Origin of the sequence: Enterobacter sp. BNK-16 (assembly GCF_048684955.1) — a bacterium.
GTDB lineage: Bacteria > Pseudomonadota > Gammaproteobacteria > Enterobacterales > Enterobacteriaceae > Enterobacter > Enterobacter bugandensis.
Window position 1 is genome coordinate 1,610,514 of record NZ_JBLQTQ010000001.1, and the last position, 19,862, is coordinate 1,630,375.

At 56.0% G+C, this 19,862-nt stretch carries 16 protein-coding genes; 10 read left to right on the top strand and 6 right to left on the bottom strand.

Annotation, left to right across the window (positions count from 1 at the left end):
- Window positions 1-221 precede the first annotated feature (221 nt).
- Genes tamA through ACMGGH_RS07760 form a run of 3 tightly spaced genes read left to right on the top strand, consistent with a single transcriptional unit; the run spans window position 222 to window position 6,075 of the window.
- Window positions 222-1,955: an autotransporter assembly complex protein TamA gene (gene tamA / locus ACMGGH_RS07750; RefSeq protein WP_048999479.1), complete on the top strand. Its 1,734-nt coding sequence runs from the start codon at window positions 222-224 to the stop codon at window positions 1,953-1,955.
- Complete coding sequence (gene tamB / locus ACMGGH_RS07755) at window positions 1,952-5,728, top strand: autotransporter assembly complex protein TamB (protein ID WP_126326214.1); 3,777 nt, start codon at window positions 1,952-1,954, stop codon at window positions 5,726-5,728. The genes tamA and tamB overlap by 4 nt, the downstream gene beginning before the upstream one ends.
- A gap of 2 nt (window positions 5,729-5,730) precedes the next feature.
- The gene (locus tag ACMGGH_RS07760) at window positions 5,731-6,075 is read left to right on the top strand and encodes a gamma-glutamylcyclotransferase family protein (protein WP_008501424.1); all 345 of its coding nucleotides are present in this window, start codon (window positions 5,731-5,733) and stop codon (window positions 6,073-6,075) included.
- Window positions 6,076-6,389: 314 nt separating this feature from the next.
- On the opposite strand, the gene ACMGGH_RS07765 is transcribed toward ACMGGH_RS07760, so the two are convergent.
- From ACMGGH_RS07765 to ppa, 3 genes are all read right to left on the bottom strand, one after another.
- The gene (locus tag ACMGGH_RS07765; protein WP_047366994.1) at window positions 6,390-6,860 is read right to left on the bottom strand and encodes a hypothetical protein; all 471 of its coding nucleotides are present in this window, start codon (window positions 6,858-6,860) and stop codon (window positions 6,390-6,392) included.
- Window positions 6,857-7,441, bottom strand: coding sequence for a hypothetical protein (locus tag ACMGGH_RS07770; RefSeq protein ID WP_028015288.1), 585 nt, complete (start codon window positions 7,439-7,441; stop codon window positions 6,857-6,859). The genes ACMGGH_RS07765 and ACMGGH_RS07770 overlap by 4 nt, the downstream gene beginning before the upstream one ends.
- A gap of 219 nt (window positions 7,442-7,660) precedes the next feature.
- A complete protein-coding gene (gene ppa, locus ACMGGH_RS07775) occupies window positions 7,661-8,191 on the bottom strand; it encodes an inorganic diphosphatase (RefSeq protein ID WP_041911466.1) in 531 nt (176 codons plus the stop codon).
- A 309-nt stretch (window positions 8,192-8,500) separates the two neighbouring features.
- On the opposite strand from ppa, the gene ytfQ reads away from it, so the two are divergent.
- The 5 genes from ytfQ to ACMGGH_RS07800 all read left to right on the top strand — a co-directional run bounded on the left by ytfQ (window position 8,501) and on the right by ACMGGH_RS07800 (window position 14,714).
- Entirely contained in the window at window positions 8,501-9,457 is a 957-nt protein-coding gene (gene ytfQ / locus ACMGGH_RS07780; RefSeq protein WP_021240696.1) for a galactofuranose ABC transporter substrate-binding protein YtfQ, read from the top strand.
- Between the two features lie 65 nt (window positions 9,458-9,522).
- On the top strand, window positions 9,523-11,025 hold the full coding sequence (gene ytfR, locus ACMGGH_RS07785; RefSeq protein ID WP_041911465.1) for a galactofuranose ABC transporter, ATP-binding protein YtfR: 1,503 nt from the start codon (window positions 9,523-9,525) through the stop codon (window positions 11,023-11,025).
- Between the two features lie 10 nt (window positions 11,026-11,035).
- On the top strand, window positions 11,036-12,061 hold the full coding sequence (gene ytfT, locus ACMGGH_RS07790) for a galactofuranose ABC transporter, ATP-binding protein YtfT (protein ID WP_232948693.1): 1,026 nt from the start codon (window positions 11,036-11,038) through the stop codon (window positions 12,059-12,061).
- Window positions 12,048-13,049: a galactofuranose ABC transporter, permease protein YjfF gene (yjfF, locus tag ACMGGH_RS07795; RefSeq protein ID WP_232948692.1), complete on the top strand. Its 1,002-nt coding sequence runs from the start codon at window positions 12,048-12,050 to the stop codon at window positions 13,047-13,049. The genes ytfT and yjfF overlap by 14 nt, the downstream gene beginning before the upstream one ends.
- 93 nt (window positions 13,050-13,142) lie before the next feature.
- The gene (locus ACMGGH_RS07800; RefSeq protein WP_232948691.1) at window positions 13,143-14,714 is read left to right on the top strand and encodes a methyl-accepting chemotaxis protein; all 1,572 of its coding nucleotides are present in this window, start codon (window positions 13,143-13,145) and stop codon (window positions 14,712-14,714) included.
- On the opposite strand, the gene ACMGGH_RS07805 is transcribed toward ACMGGH_RS07800, so the two are convergent.
- Both ACMGGH_RS07805 and fbp read right to left on the bottom strand, forming a co-directional pair.
- Window positions 14,686-15,042 carry a helix-turn-helix domain-containing protein gene (locus ACMGGH_RS07805; RefSeq protein WP_028015292.1) on the bottom strand — a complete coding sequence of 119 codons (357 nt, stop codon included), beginning with the start codon at window positions 15,040-15,042 and terminating at the stop codon, window positions 14,686-14,688. The two genes, ACMGGH_RS07800 and ACMGGH_RS07805, sit on opposite strands and share 29 nt — an antisense overlap.
- Before the next feature lie 148 nt (window positions 15,043-15,190).
- Window positions 15,191-16,189, bottom strand: a complete 999-nt coding sequence (gene fbp, locus ACMGGH_RS07810; RefSeq protein WP_028015293.1) for a class 1 fructose-bisphosphatase — start codon at window positions 16,187-16,189, stop codon at window positions 15,191-15,193.
- Between the two features lie 197 nt (window positions 16,190-16,386).
- Between fbp and mpl the strand changes: the two genes are divergently transcribed.
- Complete coding sequence (gene mpl / locus ACMGGH_RS07815) at window positions 16,387-17,760, top strand: UDP-N-acetylmuramate:L-alanyl-gamma-D-glutamyl-meso-diaminopimelate ligase (RefSeq protein ID WP_048999482.1); 1,374 nt, start codon at window positions 16,387-16,389, stop codon at window positions 17,758-17,760.
- Window positions 17,761-17,834: 74 nt separating this feature from the next.
- On the opposite strand, the gene yjgA is transcribed toward mpl, so the two are convergent.
- Window positions 17,835-18,386, bottom strand: a complete 552-nt coding sequence (yjgA, locus tag ACMGGH_RS07820) for a ribosome biogenesis factor YjgA (RefSeq protein ID WP_232948690.1) — start codon at window positions 18,384-18,386, stop codon at window positions 17,835-17,837.
- Window positions 18,387-18,481: 95 nt separating this feature from the next.
- Between yjgA and pmbA the strand changes: the two genes are divergently transcribed.
- Window positions 18,482-19,834 carry a metalloprotease PmbA gene (gene pmbA, locus ACMGGH_RS07825; RefSeq protein ID WP_032644960.1) on the top strand — a complete coding sequence of 451 codons (1,353 nt, stop codon included), beginning with the start codon at window positions 18,482-18,484 and terminating at the stop codon, window positions 19,832-19,834.
- Window positions 19,835-19,862: the final 28 nt, after the last annotated feature.

Consider the following 19,862-nt stretch of genomic DNA (forward strand, 5'->3'; position numbering starts at 1 on the left):
TGGGGCCTCCCGGGGTGCGATGTTTCGGTTAAGGTTGTCACGAAGCGTTTAATTGAACACAATAAATGCGCTGAATGAGACTAGATTTAATCATAAGAAATATTTGGGTGTTACACCCGTTTTCAACCCGCGATTTGGGTTTTTGGCTTCCGGGCCGTATTTTGCCGCACGGCGGCGCTTCATTTGCTTCCAGGGTGGAAAAGGGATATTCAGGAGAAAACGTGACAAAAATCCGCCAGTTATGTTTAGTCAGTGTATTGCTGACAAGCGGGGTTGCCAGCGCGGCGAATGTCCGTTTGCAGGTTGAGGGGTTATCCGGGACGCTGGAAAAAAACGTGCGTGCGCAGCTGTCGACCATCCAGAGCGATGAGGTGACGCCGGACCGGCGTTTTCGCGCGCGCGTGGATGACGCGATCCGTGAAGGGCTAAAAGCGCTGGGGTATTACGAACCCACCATTGATTTCGATCTTCGCCCGCCGCCAAAGAAGGGGCGTCAGGTGCTTATTGCCCGCGTCTCGCCGGGCGAGCCGGTGCTGATTGGCGGCACGAACGTCATCCTGCGCGGCGGCGCGCGTACCGACCGCGACTACCTGGACCTGCTCAGCACGCGACCGAAAATCGGCACCGTGCTCAACCACGGTGACTACGACCACTTCAAAAAAGAGCTGACGAGCGTCTCTCTTCGCAAGGGCTACTTCGACAGCCAGTTCAATAAAAGCCAGTTGGGCATCGCGCTGGAGCGACGTCAGGCCTTCTGGGATATTGACTACGACAGTGGCGAACGCTACCGCTTTGGCGATGTAACGTTTGAAGGTTCGCAAATTCGTGAAGAGTATCTGCAAAACCTCGTGCCGTTTAAAAAAGGCGATTACTACCAGTCGAGCGATCTTGCGGAGCTGAACCGTCGCCTCTCCGCTACCGGCTGGTTTAACTCCGTGGTTGTCGCACCGGAATTTGATAAGTCTCGCAAAACCAAGGTGTTGCCGCTGCATGGCGTTGTCTCGCCGCGCACCGAGAACACCATTGAGACCGGTGTTGGCTACTCGACAGACGTCGGTCCGCGCGTGAAGACCTCCTGGAAAAAGCCGTGGATGAACTCCTACGGCCACAGCCTGACCACCAGCGCCAGCATTTCCGCACCGGAACAGCAGCTTGATTTCAGCTATAAAATGCCGCTGCTGAAAAACCCGCTTGAGCAATATTACCTGGTGCAGGGCGGCTTTAAGCGTACCGATTTGAACGATACCGAGCAGGACTCGACAACGCTTGCGGTTTCACGCTTCTGGGATCTCTCCAGCGGCTGGCAGCGCGCCATTAACCTGCGCTGGAGCCTTGATCACTTTACCCAGGCAAACGTCACCAACACCACTATGCTGCTTTATCCGGGCGTGATGATCAGCCGCACCCGCTCGCGCGGCGGCCTGATGCCAACCTGGGGTGATTCACAGCGTTACTCTATCGACTACTCCAATACGATGTGGGGCTCTGACGTCGACTTCACGGTGGTGCAGGCGCAAAACGTCTGGATCCGCACGCTGTATGACAAACACCGCTTTGTAATGCGCGGCAATCTCGGCTGGATTGAGACGGGTGATTTCGAGCGCGTTCCGCCGGACCTGCGCTTCTTCGCCGGGGGCGACCGCAGCATTCGCGGGTATAAGTACAAATCGATCTCACCTGAAAACGAAAAAGGCCAGCTGACCGGGGCATCCAAACTGGCGACCGGATCGCTGGAGTATCAGTACAACGTCAGCGGCAAGTGGTGGGGTGCCATGTTTGTTGACGGTGGTGAAGCGGTGAACGATATCCGCCGCAGCGACTTTAAAACCGGTGCAGGCGTGGGCGTACGATGGCAATCACCCGTCGGGCCTATCAAGCTCGACTTCGCCGTGCCGGTGGGCGACAAAGATGAACACGGATTACAGTTTTACATCGGTCTGGGGCCTGAATTATGAGTTTATGGAAGAAAATAAGCCTCGGGGTGCTGATTTTTATCGTGCTGCTGCTCGGTACGGTGGCGTTTCTGGTGGGAACGACGACCGGGCTGCATCTGCTGTTTAACGCCGCGAACCGTTGGGTGCCGGGGCTGGAAATTGGTCAGGTAACGGGCGGCTGGCGCGACCTGCGTCTGAAGAACATCCGCTACGAGCAGCCGGGCGTGGCGGTCAACGCCGGGGAATTCCATCTCGCGGTGAAGCTGGGCTGCCTGCGGGACAGCAAGCTCTGCGTGAACGATCTGTCGCTAAAAGACGTCAACGTGGCGATAGACTCAAAGAAAATGCCGAAGTCTGCGCCGGTTGAGGAAGAGGACAGCGGCCCGCTGAATCTCTCCACGCCGTACCCGATTGCGCTCTATCGGGTGGCGCTCGATAACGTCAATATCAAAATCGACGACACCACCGTTTCGGTGATGGATTTCACCTCCGGCCTGCGCTGGCAGGAGAAAAACCTCACCCTGACGCCAACCTCGCTGCAAGGGTTGCTGATCGCGCTGCCGAAAGTGGCGGACGTGGCGCAGGAAGAGATCGTCGAACCGAAGATCCAGAACCCGCAGCCGGAAGAGAAGCCGCTGGGCGAAACGCTGAAAGAACTCTTCTCGAAGCCTGTCCTGCCTGAAATGACCGACGTGCATCTGCCGCTGAACCTCAACATTGAGGAGTTCAAAGGCGAACAGCTGCGCCTGACCGGCGACACCGATCTGACGGTCTTTAACATGCTGCTGAAAGTCAGCAGTATTGACGGCAACATGAAGCTCGACGCGCTGGATATCGATACCAACCAGGGCTCGGTGAACGCGTCAGGCAACGCCCTGCTGCGCGACAGCTGGCCGGTGGATATCACCCTCAATAGCGCCCTGAATATCGACCCGCTGAAGGGCGAAAAAGTGAAGGTTAAAGTGGGCGGGGCGCTGCGCGAGAAGCTGGATATCGGGGTGAATCTCTCCGGCCCGGTAGACATGGCCCTGCGCGCGCAAACCCAGCTGGCGGAAGCCGGGCTGCCGCTCAATCTGGAGGTTGTCAGCAAGCAGCTTTACTGGCCGTTTACCGGCGAAAAACAGTATCAGGCCGACGATCTTAAGCTGAAGCTGAGCGGCAAGATGACCGACTACACGCTCTCGTTCCGCACTGCGGTGAAGGGGCAGGGCGTGCCGCCCGCGACCATCACGCTGGATGCAAAAGGCAACGAACAGCAGGTTAACCTCGACAAGCTGACCGTCGCGGCGCTGGAAGGCAAAACGGAACTGACTGCGCTGCTCGACTGGCAGCAGGCGATCAGCTGGCGCGGCGAGCTGAAGCTGACGGGAATTAACACCGCCAAAGAGGTGCCGGACTGGCCGTCGAAGCTGGACGGGCTGATCAAAACCCGCGGCAGCCTCTACGGCGGCACGTGGCAGATGGACGTGCCGGAAATCAAGCTCACCGGGAACGTGAAGCAGAACAAGGTGAACGTTGAAGGCTCGGTGAAGGGCAACAGCTACCTGCAGTGGATTATCCCGGGACTACACGTGGCGCTGGGCCGCAACACGGCGGATATCAAAGGCGAGCTGGGGGTAAAAGATCTCAATCTTGACGCCACTATCGACGCGCCAAATCTGGATAACGCCCTGCCGGGTCTGGGCGGTACGGCGAAAGGACTTGTGAAAGTGCGCGGCACCGTGGACGCGCCGCAGCTGCTGGCAGATATCACCGCCAACAATCTGCGCTGGCAGGAGCTGAGCGTTGCCCGCGTCCGCGTGGAAGGGGATGTGAAATCCACCGATCAGATCGGCGGCAACCTGAACCTGCGCGTGGAGCGTATTTCCCAGCCGGACGTGAACATCAGCCTGGTGACTCTGGACGCCAAAGGTAACGAGAAGCAGCACGACCTCCAGCTGCGCGTGCAGGGCGAGCCCGTCTCCGGCCAGCTTCACCTGACCGGCAGCTTCGACCGGAAGGAAACGCGCTGGAAAGGGACGCTGGACAACACCCGCTTCAACACCCCGGTGGGGCCGCTGGCGCTGTCGCGCTCCATTGCGCTGGACTACCGCAACGCCGAGCAGAAGATCAGCATCGGGCCTCACTGCTGGACCAACCCGAACGCGGAGCTGTGCGTGCCGCAGACCATTGATGCGGGGGCGGAAGGGCGCGCGCAGATCAACCTGAACCGCTTCGATCTGGCGATGCTGAAACCGTTTATGCCGGACACCACGCAGGCCAGCGGCGTCTTCAGCGGGAAAGCCGATGTCGCCTGGGACACCACCAAAGAGGGGCTTCCACAGGGCAGCGTCACGCTTTCCGGGCGCAACGTGAAGGTAACGCAGGAGGTGAACGATGCGACGCTGCCGGTGGCCTTCGACACCCTGAATGTGAGTGCAGACCTGCATAACAACCGTGCGGAGCTGGGGTGGCTTATCCGTCTGACCAACAACGGCCAGATGGACGGGCAGATACAGATTACCGATCCGCAGGGGCGGCGCAATCTGGGCGGCAACGTCAATATTCGTAACTTCAACCTGGCGATGGTCAACCCGATCTTCGCCCGCGGGGAAAAAGCCGAGGGCATGGTGAATGCCAACCTGCGCCTGGCGGGCAACGCGCAAAGCCCTCAGCTGTTCGGCCAGCTGCGGCTCAGCGGTGTGGATATCGACGGTAACTTTATGCCATTCGATATGCAGCCCAGCCAGATTGCGATGAACTTCAACGGCATGAGCTCGACGCTGAACGGCTCGGTATTAACTCAGCAGGGGCAAATCAACCTGAGCGGCGACGCGGACTGGAGCCAGCTCGACAACTGGCGCGCCCGTATTGCCGCGAAAGGCAGTAAGGTGCGCATCACCGTACCGCCAATGGTGCGCCTGGACGTCTCGCCGGACGTGGTCTTTGAGGCGACGCCAAGCCTCTTCACCCTGGATGGCCGCGTGGACGTGCCGTGGGCGCGCATCGTGGTTCACGAGGTGCCGGAAAGCGCGGTCGGCGTCTCCAGTGATGAAGTTATGCTCAATGAAAATCTGAAACCTGCCGAAGAGAAGAGCGCTGGTATACCGATTAATAGTAACCTTATCGTGCACGTGGGAAATAACGTGCGGTTGGATGCGTTTGGGCTGAAGGCGAGGCTCACGGGCGACCTGAAAGTGGCGCAGGATAAACAAGGGCTTGGCCTCAATGGGCAGATCAATATTCCTGAAGGGCGTTTCCATGCCTATGGTCAGGATCTGATTGTCCGTAAAGGCGAGCTGCTGTTCTCCGGCCCACCGGATCAACCGCTGTTGAACATCGAAGCGATTCGTAACCCGGAAGCGACGGAAAACGACGTCATTGCTGGCGTACGCGTCACCGGCTCTGCCGACGAACCGAAGGCGGAGATCTTCTCCGACCCGGCGATGTCGCAGCAGGAAGCCCTCTCTTATCTGCTGCGCGGACAAGGTCTGGACAGCGGACAAAGCGACAGTGCGGCGATGACCTCAATGTTGGTCGGTCTGGGGGTTGCACAAAGTGGGCAGGTTGTGGGTAAAATCGGCGAGACGTTCGGCGTAAGCAATCTGGCGCTGGACACCCAGGGCGTGGGTGACTCCTCGCAGGTGGTGGTCAGCGGCTATGTACTGCCGGGTCTGCAGGTAAAATATGGTGTGGGGATCTTTGACTCACTGGCAACACTCACGTTACGCTATCGCCTGATGCCTAAGCTATATCTGGAAGCAGTGTCCGGCGTAGACCAGGCACTTGATCTGCTCTATCAGTTTGAGTTTTAGCAATGCGAATATTTGTCTACGGCAGTTTACGAACCAGGCAAGGCAACAGTCACTGGATGACCAATGCCCAGCTACTGGGGAATTACAATATCGAGAACTACCAGTTGTACAGCCTGGGCCACTATCCAGGCGCGGTTCCCGGCGAAGGAACAGTACAGGGTGAAGTTTATCGTATTGATAATGCTACACTTGCCGAACTTGATGCCTTGCGCACCAGGGGCGGTGAATACGCTCGCCAGTTGATCCAGACACCGTACGGAAGCGCGTGGATGTATGTCTACCAGCGTCCGGTCGACGGGTTAACGCGGATTGTAAGCGGTAACTGGTTAGACAGAGACCAGTACTGAAAAACGACAACGCCACCGTGAGGTGGCGTTGTTTTTTTCACTTTCAATTCTCTTCTGTATCCCTGCGTCGGGTTAAAAAAAGAGGAACGAACAGCATGATGTATGGGGCAATAAGCCATAAAAAACACAAGGCGCGTGAACGGCCATAGTAGTTTATGCATCGCGTATTGCTTGATATGACGGGCAGGAAAAACAGTAAAAACAGCAAAATCGCATAATCGCTTCGATAAGGGATCCATAAGTAAAACAAAAACCAGGCAAGTTGGAATGTCAGGATGCAGAGATACTGCCATTTGCTGTCTTTGCCGTAACAGTCAAACGCCTTTATGTAGCCCATCTTTATGCTTTGAAGAAAGAAACTTAGCATGTATAACGCTCACGATCGCGACGGTCAGAAGCGTGCTCGTCAGCAACGCTCCTAAAAAATAGCTGTGGGTGATATCAGTAGCACCCGAGCTTAAAGTATGTAATTTACTATATCCTCTATCTACTGCAACAAAAAGCGTATATAGCCCGATGTTAATACAGAACTGAAGCAGACAAGAAGTGACAATATTCGCTGGAATTCTTTTTAATAGAGTGAGTAACGTATAAATAATACTTGCTGAAAGAGCGAAGTAAAGCCCGTTAAATAAACTGGATAGTAAGGAGCTGTTTATTTCGCTGAATATTAAATTATCGCTTCCATAATACCATGCCAGATATTGAGTATACGTACTTCTGCCAAAGATAAAGGAGGCAATAATAATGACGAGTAGACTTACGATATGGATTTTCTTACTCATAATTTTGCTCCCTTAGAAAGCAGTTCCTTCATCGTTTTACTGGCCTCCAGCTGATCTTTGATTATGGCAAGGTCACGATTGTTGTGATTATATTTTGCAATAGCAGTTGGCGTTCCTTTACCACCATTGTCCATAAAGAAGACAATATCCTTACGACCATAAAGAAGGACCTGTGGGATGGGATCACGCCCATAGCTCACCGCCTGAGGAAGGGAGTGAATAGACTCTGTCGTGAGGAAGCGAGGAATATTTTCATGCTCAATATTGCCTAAAGGTGTAGTGGCTACAAGAGAGCCGATAAAATCAGTCGTATACACTAACGTATCTGTATCTTTGGTCGTTACTTTCGAGCCCGTAAGATATTTTATCTGTTGCCAAAGTGTAATATCTTTTGGGGTAACCTTAACACCATCCATAAACATATCTTGCTTGCGTTTTAGCTGAATGACAGTGCGGTGTACCTGTGTCAAAGAGGGGCTGATTTCCCCAACGGAAGGCATAAGTCCATCGCGGGAATATAGCCTTTCAATAATAAAGTAAATTCCAGTTGGGCGGGCAACATCAATGTTAATGGATGACATATGAATCCTGTAATCAATGGGGATTAATGCTCATTATGACAGTATGTGATTAATTGACAGCCTATTCAACCACTCCCACCATAAATGAGAGGGTGTCTTTGTTGTATTAACATAAAAGCCAAAGGGAATGGGATTTATCTTAAAAGCTAATGTATGCTGCTTTTAACAAAGATAAAAAAAGCCCCAGTATGCGGGGCTTTCATCAATCGACAGTAAGAATTACTTCTTAGCAGCGCGTTCGAAGGAGGCGATGATTTCTGCTTTTGCCGCTTCTGCGTTGTCCCAGCCGTCAACCTTAACCCATTTACCTTTTTCGAGGTCTTTGTAGTGCTCGAAGAAGTGGGCGATCTGCGCTTTCAGCAGCTCTGGCAGGTCATTCACATCTTTAATGTGATCGTACTCTTTGCTCAGCTTGGTGTGCGGTACCGCAACCAGCTTCGCATCTTCACCCGCTTCGTCAGTCATCTTCAGCACGCCAACAGGACGGCAGCGAATGACGGAGCCTGGCTGCAGTGGGTATGGCGTTGGAACCAGCACGTCAACCGGGTCACCGTCCAGAGACAGGGTGTGGTTGATGTAGCCGTAGTTGCACGGATAGAACATGGCGGTAGACATGAAACGGTCAACGAACAGCGCACCGGTGTCTTTGTCGATTTCGTATTTGATTGGATCTGCGTTGGCCGGGATTTCAATAACAACGTAGATGTCTTCTGGCAGTTCTTTACCCGCTGGGACGTTGAGTAAGCTCATGTCGGTGTCCTTTAAAATGGATGGTAAACAAGTGGCAGGTATTATAGCCAACTCACGCTGAATGTCTCCGCCTCTTTTCGCTTTCTCTCCCCGCAAGTCCCACTTTTCAGACCGTTTCCATGACAGGAAAATCCATAAACTCAGCCGCATTTTTAATGGTGAAATGAAAGCGATTACAAACTTGTGATTAACATTTTATTCACTTTCCTGAAGTGTGATGTAACGCAATTCGTTACATATTTCATTGGCTATAGTCATTTCGCAGAACATCTTTTAACCAACAATAAACACCCCTACGAGGACGCTCATATGTGGAAGCGCTTACTTCTTGTCACAGCAGTTTCGGCAGCCATGTCGTCTATGGCGATGGCCGCTCCCTTAACCGTAGGTTTTTCGCAAGTTGGCTCTGAATCCGGCTGGCGTGCGGCGGAAACCAACGTTGCGAAAAGCGAGGCTCAGAAACGCGGCATCACCCTGAAAATCGCCGATGGTCAGCAAAAGCAGGAAAACCAGATCAAAGCCGTGCGCTCGTTTATCGCCCAGGGCGTGGATGCCATCTTTATTGCACCAGTGGTGGCGACCGGCTGGGAACCGGTTCTGAAGGAAGCGAAAGACGCTGAAATTCCGGTCTTCCTGCTCGACCGTTCCATCGATGTTAAAGACAAATCTCTCTATATGACCACCGTCACCGCTAATAACGTGCTTGAAGGGCAGTTAATTGGCGACTGGCTGATTAAACAGGTCGACGGCAAGCCGTGTAACGTCGTTGAACTGCAGGGCACCGTCGGCGCGAGCGTGGCCATCGACCGTAAGAAAGGGTTTGCTGAGGCCATTGCCAAAGCGCCAAACATCAAGATTATCCGCTCCCAGTCCGGCGACTTTACCCGCAGTAAGGGTAAAGAGGTCATGGAGAGCTTTATCAAGGCTGAAAACAACGGCAAGAATATCTGCATGGTTTACGCCCACAACGATGACATGGCGATCGGGGCGATTCAGGCGATTAAAGAAGCGGGCCTGAAGCCGGGCAAAGATATCCTCACCGGCTCTATCGACGGCGTGCCGGACATCTACAAAGCGATGATCGACGGTGAAGCCAATGCCAGCGTCGAGCTGACGCCGAACATGGCGGGCCCGGCATTCGACGCGCTGGAGAAATTCAAGAAAGACGGCACGATGCCTGAGAAGGTGACCGTCACCAAGTCCACGCTCTACCTGCCTGATACAGCGAAAGAAGAGTTAGAGAAGAAGAAAAATATGGGCTACTGATCCAGTGAAATTGCCGGGTGGCGCTGCGCTTACCCGGCCTACGGGAACGTGCCGGGGACATGAATATGAAAACTGAACAACACCAGGAAATCCTCCGCACAGAGGGCTTGAGTAAATTCTTCCCCGGCGTAAAGGCGCTGGATAGCGTTGATTTCAGCCTGCGGCGCGGTGAGATCATGGCGCTGCTGGGCGAGAACGGCGCGGGAAAATCGACGCTGATTAAATCGCTGACCGGCGTTTATCACGCCGATCGCGGCACCATCTGGCTGGAAGGCAACGCCATTTCGCCAAAAAATACCGCCCACGCCCAACAGCTGGGGATCGGGACGGTTTACCAGGAAGTGAACCTGCTGCCGAATATGTCTGTGGCGGACAACCTGTTTATTGGCCGCGAGCCACGCCGCTTTGGCCTGCTGCGCCGAAAAGAGATGGAGGCGCGCGCCACGAAGCTGATGGAGTCCTACGGCTTCTCCCTCGACGTCCGCGAGCCGCTGAACCGCTTTTCCGTGGCGATGCAGCAGATCGTCGCCATCTGTCGCGCGATCGATCTCTCTGCGAAGGTGCTGATCCTCGATGAACCCACCGCCAGCCTCGATACCCAGGAAGTGGAGATGCTCTTCACCCTGATGCGCCAGCTGCGCGATCAGGGCGTGAGCCTGATCTTCGTCACGCACTTCCTCGATCAGGTGTATGAGGTGAGCGACCGCATTACGGTGCTGCGCAACGGCAGCTTTGTCGGCTGCCGCGAAACCCGCGAGCTGCCGCAGATCGAGCTGGTGAAAATGATGCTGGGCCGCGAGCTGGAAACCAACGCGCTCCAGCGTGCGGGCCGCACGTTGCTGAGCGAAAAACCGGTTGCCGCGTTCAGCGATTACGGCAAGAAAGGCGTGATATCGCCGTTTAACCTTGAGGTGCGTCCCGGCGAAATTGTCGGGCTGGCGGGCCTGCTAGGCTCGGGCCGAACCGAAACCGCCGAGGTGATCTTCGGGATCAAGCCTGCCGACAGCGGCACCGCGCTGATCAAGGGCAAACCGCAAACCCTGCGATCGCCGCATCAGGCCTCCTGTCTGGGCGTTGGCTTCTGCCCGGAAGACCGGAAAACGGACGGCATCATTGCCGCCGCCTCGGTGCGGGAAAATATCATCCTGGCCCTGCAGGCCCAGCGCGGCTGGCTACGCCCGATCCCTCGTAAAGAACAAAACGCCATCGCCGAGCGCTTTATCCGCCAGCTCGGCATCCGCACCCCGAGCGCGGAACAGCCGATTGAATTTCTCTCCGGCGGTAACCAGCAGAAGGTGCTGCTCTCCCGCTGGCTGCTGACCAAACCGCAGTTCCTGATCCTTGACGAGCCGACGCGCGGTATCGACGTGGGCGCGCACGCCGAAATTATCCGGCTTATCGAAACGCTCTGTGCGGACGGGCTGGCCCTGCTGGTTATCTCATCCGAGCTGGAGGAGCTGGTGGGCTATGCCGATCGCGTCATCATCATGCGCGATCGCAAACAGGTGGCAGAGATCCCGCTGGATAAACTGTCCGTTCCGGCAATCATGAATGCCATCGCGGCGTAAGGAGTGAATCGTGATGTCCCGTTCGCTTTCGCAAACCGGTGAGTCAAAGCGCCGCTTTAGCTGGCCAACCGGCACGCCGCAAATTGCAGCGCTGCTGGTGGTGCTGCTGGTAGATAGCCTTGTCGCACCGCATTTCTTCCAGATTATTGTTCAGGATGGCCGCCTGTTTGGCAGCCCGATCGATATTTTAAACCGCGCCGCGCCCGTGGCGCTGCTGGCGATTGGGATGACGCTGGTGATCGCCACCGGCGGAATAGATCTCTCCGTCGGTGCGGTGATGGCTATTGCCGGGGCCACGGCAGCCTCCATGACCGTGGCCGGTCACAGCCTGCCGGTGGTACTGCTGGCGGCCTTAGGCACCGGCGTGCTGGCCGGACTATGGAACGGCATTCTGGTGGCGGTGCTGAAAATTCAGCCCTTTGTCGCTACGCTGATCCTGATGGTGGCCGGGCGCGGGGTCGCACAGCTGATCACCTCGGGGCAGATTGTTACCTTCAACTCTCCGAGCCTGGCATGGCTTGGCAGCGGTAACCTTCTGTTCTTCCCGACGCCGGTGATTATTGCCCTGGTCACGCTTATTGTCTTTTGGCTCTTCACCCGCAAAACGGCGCTCGGGATGTTTATTGAGGCGGTGGGGATCAACATTCGCGCCGCGCGCAACGCCGGTGTCAACACCCGCCTGATGGTGATGCTGACCTACGTGCTGAGCGGCGTCTGCGCCGCCATTGCCGGTGTCATCGTCGCCGCCGATATTCGCGGGGCCGATGCCAATAACGCCGGGCTCTGGCTGGAGCTGGATGCGATCCTCGCGGTGGTGATCGGCGGCGGGTCGCTGATGGGCGGGCGCTTTAACCTGCTGCTCTCGGTGATCGGCGCGCTGATCATTCAGGGCATGAACACCGGGATCCTGCTCTCTGGATTCCAGCCGGAACTCAACCAGGTGGTAAAAGCGGTAGCTGTACTCTGCGTGCTGATCGTCCAGTCGCCGCGCTTTGTCAGCATCATTAAGGGGATCCGTGGCCATGATAAAACGTAATTTACCGTTAATGATCACGCTGGGCGTGTTTGTGCTGGGGTATCTCTACTGCCTCACGCAGTTCCCCGGTTTTGCCTCAACGCGCGTGATCTGCAACATTCTGACGGACAACGCCTTTTTAGGCATTATCGCCGTCGGCATGACCTTTGTGATCCTCTCCGGCGGGATCGATCTCTCCGTCGGCTCGGTGATCGCGTTTACGGGGGTGTTCCTCGCGAAGGCGATCGGCTTCTGGGGCATCTCGCCGCTGGTGGCGTTTCCGCTGGTACTGGCGATGGGCTGCGCGTTTGGCGCCTTTATGGGGCTTCTGATCGACGCGCTGAAAATTCCGGCCTTTATCATCACGCTGGCCGGGATGTTTTTCCTGCGCGGCGTAAGTTATCTGGTTTCTGAGGAGTCGATTCCGATTAACCATCCGGTGTATGACACGCTCTCCAGCCTGGCGTGGAAAATCCCCGGCGGCGGTCGCCTGAGCGCGATGGGGCTGCTGATGATGGGCGTGGTGGTGATTGGCATTTTCCTTGCCCACCGCACCCGGTTCGGCAATCAGGTATACGCCATTGGCGGCAACGCAACGTCGGCCAACCTGATGGGGATCTCAACCCGCAGCACCACCATCCGCATCTATATGCTTTCGACCGGCCTGGCAACGCTGGCGGGTATTGTCTTCTCGGTGTATACCCAGGCGGGCTATGCCCTTGCAGGCGTCGGCGTGGAACTGGATGCGATTGCTTCTGTGGTTATCGGCGGCACGCTGCTCAGCGGCGGGGTAGGGACGGTGCTGGGGACGCTGTTCGGCGTGGCGATTCAGGGCCTGATACAAACCTATATCAACTTTGACGGCACGCTCAGCTCGTGGTGGACGAAGATCGCCATTGGCATTCTGCTGTTTATTTTTATTGCCCTGCAGCGGGGGCTGACGGTGCTCTGGGAGAACCGTCAAAGCTCGCCTGTTACCCGCGTAAACACATCGGTAACAGAGCGATAACACGCTGAATTTGCTTAAAGTCTAAACATTTTCCGGTAGCGGCCGATAATCTTCTTTTATGCCCAGAAATATCTTGCTACCGGAAATAATATCATGCTTAAAACGCTATCGATTCGTACCGGCTTGCTCTCTTTACTGGCCGTTATGACCCTTCTGCTGCTGATTGTCAGCGGCATCGGCATTTATGCCCTCACACAGAGTTCTTCCTCACTGCAGCGCATTAATCACCTTCAGGGTGAGCAGATGGTGCAGCTGAACACCGGCTATACGCTGATCCTGCGCGCGCGCAATGAGGCGGGTCAGGCCGTCCGCATGATGGAAATCGGCATGCTGGACGATGCGGGCAAAGCGGTAAAAAACATCAATCAGGAAGTCGCCCTGGCCCGGAAAACGTTAAAAGGCGTGATTGACGGCGGCGTGGCTGATGAACAGGGGCAGCAGCTCCTCGACAAAGTTGCGGCCAGCCTGGCGACGTATAACCAGCAGGGGATCGGCCCGATGCTGAAAACCCTGAATGACCAGAGCGCAGACAGCTATTACGATCTGCTGGAGAACACGCTGATTCCGGTGGCGAAGCAGTTCGATAACGACATGCAGGCGTTTCAGAAATGGAGCGAAGCGCGAGGTCAGGCGGAAGTGAGCGCCGTGCAGGCGAGTAAAACCCGCGTGCTGATCCTGATTATTGTCGCCGCGCTGCTGACGGCGGGCATTATCGTGCTCGCCTGGCTGGCGCTGCGCCATATGCTGCTTAAGCCGCTCTCGGCGTCGATTGCTCAGCTGGAGAACGTGGCAGCGGGCGATTTAACCCACACGCTGAATGCCCCGGCGAGCCAGGAGTTTAACCGCCTCAACGCGGCGATAGAGGAGATGCGTCAGTCGCTGATGAGCTCGGTTCTGCGGGTTCGCGATGCCAGCTCGCAAATTGATACCGGCAGCCGCGAGCTGACGGCGGGGAACCGGGATCTTGCCGAGCGCACCGAATCCACCGCCACGTCGCTGGAGCAGACCGCCGCCAGCATGGAGCAGATCACCGCCACGGTGAAGCTTAACGCCGACAACGCCGAGCAGGCGCACCAGCTGGCGAAGTCTGTTTCCGACACCGCCGATCACGGCAGCGAAATGGTCTGCTACGTGATTGAAAAAATGCGCGATATCTCCGGCAGTTCGGCGCGCATCGCCGACATCCTGAGCGTGATTGACGGTATTGCCTTCCAGACCAACATTCTGGCGCTTAACGCCTCCGTGGAAGCGGCGCGCGCGGGCGAGCAGGGGCGCGGGTTTGCCGTGGTCGCGGGTGAAGTCCGCAACCTTGCCAGCCGCAGCGCCGACGCGGCGAAAGAGATCCGCTCTCTGATCGGCGATTCGCAGGCCCACGTTAACGAGGGCAGCGAGCTGGCCCAGCAGGCGGGTGAAACGATGGATGAGATTGCCACTGAAGTGCTGCGCATGACCAAACTGATGCGCGAAATTGCCACCGCGTCTCAGGAGCAGAGCCGCGGCATCGAGCAGGTGAATATTGCGGTGAACCAGATGGATGAAACCGCGCAGCAGAATGCGGCGCTGGTGCAGCAATCCTCCGCCGCGACCCGCTCCCTTGAGGAACAGTCGCGTCAGCTGATGGAAGCCATGTCATCATTTAAAGTGACGGCTCAGACTGCGGCATAATATTTCCCAGCCCCGGTGCGTTCTGTGCCGGGGCTTTATTTTTCGCGGAATTTACCGCCGCAATATTATCGTGAATATCACCCATTAATAATTCCAGCGAGCTGGTTAACGCTAACGCTTTTTCAGTCGGCTCGAGATATAAACCTTTGCGGAAAAATAACGGCTCATCAAACAGTTGATTAAAACGCTTCAACGCCAGGCTCACCGCAGGACGGGACATCTCCAGGCGCAAAGAGGCTTTTGCCATACTGCCGCAGCGGACGACTTCAATAAATACAGGGATAAGATTTAAATCAATGCCGGTATTAGCCCGGGAATAATTTTTCATTGCAATTCTGCTCCAGGAAATAAATGTCAAACTGTTATGGAAATAATGCAGGAGCAGGGGTGAAGATTAAAGCGTGATTTTTATAAACACTTATACGGTAAAATATATAAATGTGTTGGGGAGCCAGACTGGCTCCCCGGGAGAGATATTACGCGTCCGGGTACTCACGGATAAAACGTTCAACGTCTTCAACCATATGGTTGTTGCCAACGAAGAACGAACGACGCTGGTGAAGGCTTTCCGGCACGATGTCCAGAATACGCTGTTTACCGTCGCTCGCCTTGCCGCCCGCCTGTTCGGCCAGGAACGCCATCGGGTTGCATTCGTACAGCAGGCGCAGCTTCCCGTCCGGGTGGCTGGCGGTGCTTGGGTAGAGGTAGATACCGCCCTTCAGCAGGTTACGGTGGAAATCCGCGACCAGAGAGCCAATGTAGCGGGACGTGTAAGGGCGCTGGGTCGCTTTATCTTCTTCCTGGCAGAATTTGATGTACTTCTTCACGCCGTTCGGGAACTTGATGTAGTTGCCTTCGTTGATGGAGTAAGTGCTGCCTTTCTCCGGGAAGCGCATACGTTCCTGGCACAGGCAGAAGACGCCCAGCGACGGATCGTAGGTAAAGGCGTGAACCCCGCATCCGGTGGTGTAGACCAGCATGGTGGACGAGCCATAAACGACGTAACCGGCCGCAACCTGGTTACTGCCTGGCTGCAGGAAATCTTCTTCGGTTACCGGCGTACCAACAGGCGTGACGCGGCGGTAGATGGAGAAAATGGTACCGACAGAAACGTTAACGTCGATGTTGGAGGAGCCGTCGAGCGGATCCATCAGTACGACGTATTTCGCGTGTTCACACCCTTCGAAAACAACAATTTCATCTTCTTCTTCGGAGGCGATACCCGCAACGATGTCGCGCGCGCGCAGTGCAGCTTTCAGTTTTTCATTTGCGAACAGATCGAGTTTCTGCTGAACCTCGCCCTGAACGTTCTCGGCACCGCTGGCACCCAGGATATCGACCAGACCGGCCTTGTTGATATCACGGTGGATGATCTTAGCGCCCAGCTTTATTGCCGACAGCAAAGCAGTGAGTTCACCCGTAGCATGAGAGAACTCGTGCTGCTTTTCGACAATAAATTCACCTAACGTTTTCATAACACTTTCCCTGCATCTTTGTGAGTAGAGCGATTGTATGTTCACTAAAACGACTAAAGCCCAACAATCTTAACAAATATTCAAATAGTAGCGCAGAGGTGAATCGCGCCAGCAACATACGGATTTACCTGAAATGCGTTTCACAGCCGCTAACATGTGAGTAAAATGTGCGCCACATTAAAGAAGGATAGTGACGTATGCGCATTCATATATTGGGGATTTGTGGCACTTTCATGGGCGGACTGGCAATGCTGGCGCGCTCGCTGGGCCATGAAGTGACAGGTTCGGACGCCAATGTGTATCCGCCGATGAGCACACTTCTGGAAAAACAGGGCATTTCTTTAATTCAGGGCTACGATGCCAGCCAGCTGGATCCCGAGCCGGATCTGGTCATCATTGGCAACGCCATGACCCGCGGTAACCCGTGCGTTGAAGCGGTGCTGGAACGCAATATTCCGTTCATGTCCGGCCCGCAGTGGCTGCATGACTTCGTGCTGCGCGACCGCTGGGTGGTTGCCGTAGCCGGTACCCATGGCAAAACCACCACCGCCGGCATGGCGACCTGGATCCTCGAAGCCTGCGGCTACAAGCCGGGCTTCGTGATCGGCGGCGTGCCGGGTAACTTCGACGTCTCTGCGCGTCTCGGCGACAGCCCGTTCTTTGTGATTGAAGCTGATGAATACGACTGCGCATTCTTCGACAAGCGTTCCAAATTCGTGCACTACTGCCCGCGCACGCTGATCCTCAACAACCTTGAGTTTGACCACGCGGATATCTTTGACGACCTGAAAGCCATTCAGAAACAGTTCCACCACCTGGTGCGCATTGTTCCAGGCCAGGGCCGCATTATCCTGCCGGAGAACGACATCAACCTGAAGCAGACCCTGGCGATGGGCTGCTGGAGCGAGCAGGAGCTGGTAGGCGAGCAGGGCCACTGGCAGGCGAAAAAACTCAACGCGGATGCCTCCGAGTGGGAAGTACTGCTCGACGGTGAGAAAGTGGGCGAGGTGAAGTGGGGTCTGGTGGGCGAGCACAACATGCACAACGGCCTGATGGCGATCGCCGCGGCGCGCCACGTGGGCGTACTGCCTGCGGATGCGGCCAATGCGCTGGGGACGTTTATCAACGCCCGCCGCCGCCTGGAGCTGCGCGGCGAAGCGAACGGCGTGACGGTGTATGACGATTTCGCGCACCACCCAACGGCCATTCTGGCGACGCTTGCCGCCCTGCGTGGCAAGGTTGGCGGCACCGCGCGCATTCTGGCGGTGCTGGAACCGCGCTCGAACACCATGAAAATGGGCATCTGCAAAGACGACCTCGCACCGTCCCTGGGACGTGCCGACGAAGTCTTCCTGCTGCAGCCGCAGCATATTCCGTGGCAGGTGGCTGAAGTGGCCGACGCCTGCATTCAGCCTGCGCACTGGAGCGCGGACGTGGATGTCTTAGCGGATATGGTGGTGAAAGCCGCACAGCCTGGCGACCACATTCTGGTGATGAGCAACGGCGGGTTCGGTGGGATCCATCAGAAGCTGCTGGACGGTCTGGCGAAGAAAGCCGCGGCCGCAGAGTAAAAAAAAGCCCGGTGGCGCTAGCGCTTACCGGGCTTACATTATCTCTTCTCCCTCTTCCCTTTGGGGTGAGGGGCTTACTCTGCGTTCTCAGACAGCTCGCGCAGATACTGGAAAATCAGACGCGCGGATTTCGGCGGCTTATTCCCCTCTTTCTCTTTCTTCGCGTTGCGGATCAAAGAACGCAGCTGCTGGCGGTCGGCATCCGGCCACAGGTTCAGCACTTCCGGTACCGCATCATCACCCTGTTCAATCAGACGATCGCGGATCTGCTCCAGCTTATGGAACAGCGCAACCTGCTGGTTGTGGCGGTTTTTCAGCTTGTCCAGCGCCTGACGGATCGGATCCACGTCGCGCTGACGCAGCATTTTACCGATAAGCTGAAGCTGGCGACGACGGCCTTCTTTCTTGATTTTCTGTGCCAGTTCAATGGCATCACGCAGATCCTGGTCGAGCGGGATCTTATCCAGCGCGTTTTTACCCAGTTCTACCATTTCTGCGCCAAGCTGTTTTAACTCTTCGGCGTCACGTTTAATTTCACTTTTACTGACCCAGATGATCTCTTCATCTTCGTCTTCGATGTCATCACCGGGAACGTCGTCGAGCCAGTCTTCGGGCTGCTTAGTCATGTCAGGCTCCTTAAAAAAAGAGGCTAATGTTACCAGTTAAGACGCGCACTGAAAAACGGTTCTCTGTTAGACTTCACTTAACTCTCTCTTACAGTATGGCATTTGCGATGAAAGTAACCTCACAAGTTGAAGCGCAGCGTAAGATTCTGGAAGAAGCCGTCTCCACCGCGCTGACGCTCGCTTCAGGTAAATCAGATGGCGCCGAAGTGGCGGTCAGCAAAACCACCGGCATTAGCGTGAGCACCCGCTATGGCGAAGTGGAGAATGTAGAATTTAACAGCGATGGCGCGCTTGGGATCACGGTGTATCACCAGAACCGCAAAGGCAGCGCGTCGTCCACCGATCTCAGCCCGGATGCCATCGCCCGCACGGTGCAGGCGGCGCTGGATATCGCCCGTTACACCTCTCCGGATCCTTACGCAGGCGTGGCGGATAAAGATCTGCTGGCGTTTGACGCGCCGGATCTCGATCTGTTCCATCCGGCGGAAGTGACCCCGGACGAAGCCATTGAGCTGGCCGCGCGCGCCGAGCAGGCGTCTTTGCAGGCTGACAAGCGCATCACAAATACCGAAGGCGGCAGCTTCAACAGCCACTACGGCATCAAAGTTTTCGGCAACAGCCACGGCATGCTGCAGGGCTACTGCTCCACCCGTCACTCGCTTTCAAGCTGCGTAATTGCCGAAGAGAACGGTGACATGGAGCGTGACTACGCCTACACCATTGGCCGCGCGCTGGGGGATTTGCAGTCTCCTGAATGGGTGGGCAAAGAGTGTGCCGAACGCACGCTGTCTCGCCTGTCGCCGCGTAAGCTCTCCACCATGAAGGCCCCGGTCATTTTTGCCAATGAAGTGGCGACCGGCCTGTTTGGTCATCTGGTGGGCGCTATCGCGGGCGGCTCGGTGTACCGTAAATCCACCTTCCTGCTCGACTCGCTGGGCAAGCAGATCCTGCCGGAGTGGCTGACTATCGAGGAACATCCGCACCTGCTGAAAGGGCTGGCCTCCACGCCATTCGACAGCGAAGGCGTGCGCACGGAACGCCGCGATATTGTTAAAGACGGCATTCTGACCCAGTGGCTGCTGACCAACTACTCCGCACGCAAGCTGGGGCTGAAAAGCACCGGACATGCGGGCGGGATCCACAACTGGCGCATTGCCGGTCAGGGCCTGAACTTCGAGCAGATGCTGAAAGAGATGGGCACCGGTCTGGTGGTCACCGAGCTGATGGGCCAGGGCGTAAGCGGCATCACCGGCGACTATTCTCGCGGTGCGGCAGGCTTCTGGGTCGAAAACGGCGAAATTCAGTATCCGGTGAGCGAAATTACCATCGCCGGAAACCTGAAGGACATGTGGCGCAATATCGTTACGGTCGGTAACGATATTGAAACACGTAGCAATATACAGTGTGGTTCTGTATTACTGCCGGAAATGAAAATCGCCGGCCAGTAATACCCGAAAAGCGTTTTAATAATAAAAA

What these genes read in the sequence shown, in the direction of transcription:
- ACMGGH_RS07760 (WP_008501424.1), top strand. Translation starts at nt 5,731, where the DNA reads ATGCGAATATTTGTCTACGGCAGTTTACGAACCAGGCAAGGCAACAGT.
- ACMGGH_RS07765 (WP_047366994.1), bottom strand. Translation starts at nt 6,860, where the DNA reads ATGAGTAAGAAAATCCATATCGTAAGTCTACTCGTCATTATTATTGCC.
- ppa (WP_041911466.1), bottom strand. Translation starts at nt 8,191, where the DNA reads ATGAGCTTACTCAACGTCCCAGCGGGTAAAGAACTGCCAGAAGACATC.
- yjgA (WP_232948690.1), bottom strand. Translation starts at nt 18,386, where the DNA reads ATGACTAAGCAGCCCGAAGACTGGCTCGACGACGTTCCCGGTGATGAC.
- mpl (WP_048999482.1), top strand. Translation starts at nt 16,387, where the DNA reads ATGCGCATTCATATATTGGGGATTTGTGGCACTTTCATGGGCGGACTG.
- ytfQ (WP_021240696.1), top strand. Translation starts at nt 8,501, where the DNA reads ATGTGGAAGCGCTTACTTCTTGTCACAGCAGTTTCGGCAGCCATGTCG.
- fbp (WP_028015293.1), bottom strand. Translation starts at nt 16,189, where the DNA reads ATGAAAACGTTAGGTGAATTTATTGTCGAAAAGCAGCACGAGTTCTCT.
- yjfF (WP_232948692.1), top strand. Translation starts at nt 12,048, where the DNA reads ATGATAAAACGTAATTTACCGTTAATGATCACGCTGGGCGTGTTTGTG.
- ACMGGH_RS07770 (WP_028015288.1), bottom strand. Translation starts at nt 7,441, where the DNA reads ATGTCATCCATTAACATTGATGTTGCCCGCCCAACTGGAATTTACTTT.
- ytfR (WP_041911465.1), top strand. Translation starts at nt 9,523, where the DNA reads ATGAAAACTGAACAACACCAGGAAATCCTCCGCACAGAGGGCTTGAGT.
- pmbA (WP_032644960.1), top strand. Translation starts at nt 18,482, where the DNA reads ATGGCATTTGCGATGAAAGTAACCTCACAAGTTGAAGCGCAGCGTAAG.
- ACMGGH_RS07805 (WP_028015292.1), bottom strand. Translation starts at nt 15,042, where the DNA reads ATGAAAAATTATTCCCGGGCTAATACCGGCATTGATTTAAATCTTATC.
- tamB (WP_126326214.1), top strand. Translation starts at nt 1,952, where the DNA reads ATGAGTTTATGGAAGAAAATAAGCCTCGGGGTGCTGATTTTTATCGTG.
- ACMGGH_RS07800 (WP_232948691.1), top strand. Translation starts at nt 13,143, where the DNA reads ATGCTTAAAACGCTATCGATTCGTACCGGCTTGCTCTCTTTACTGGCC.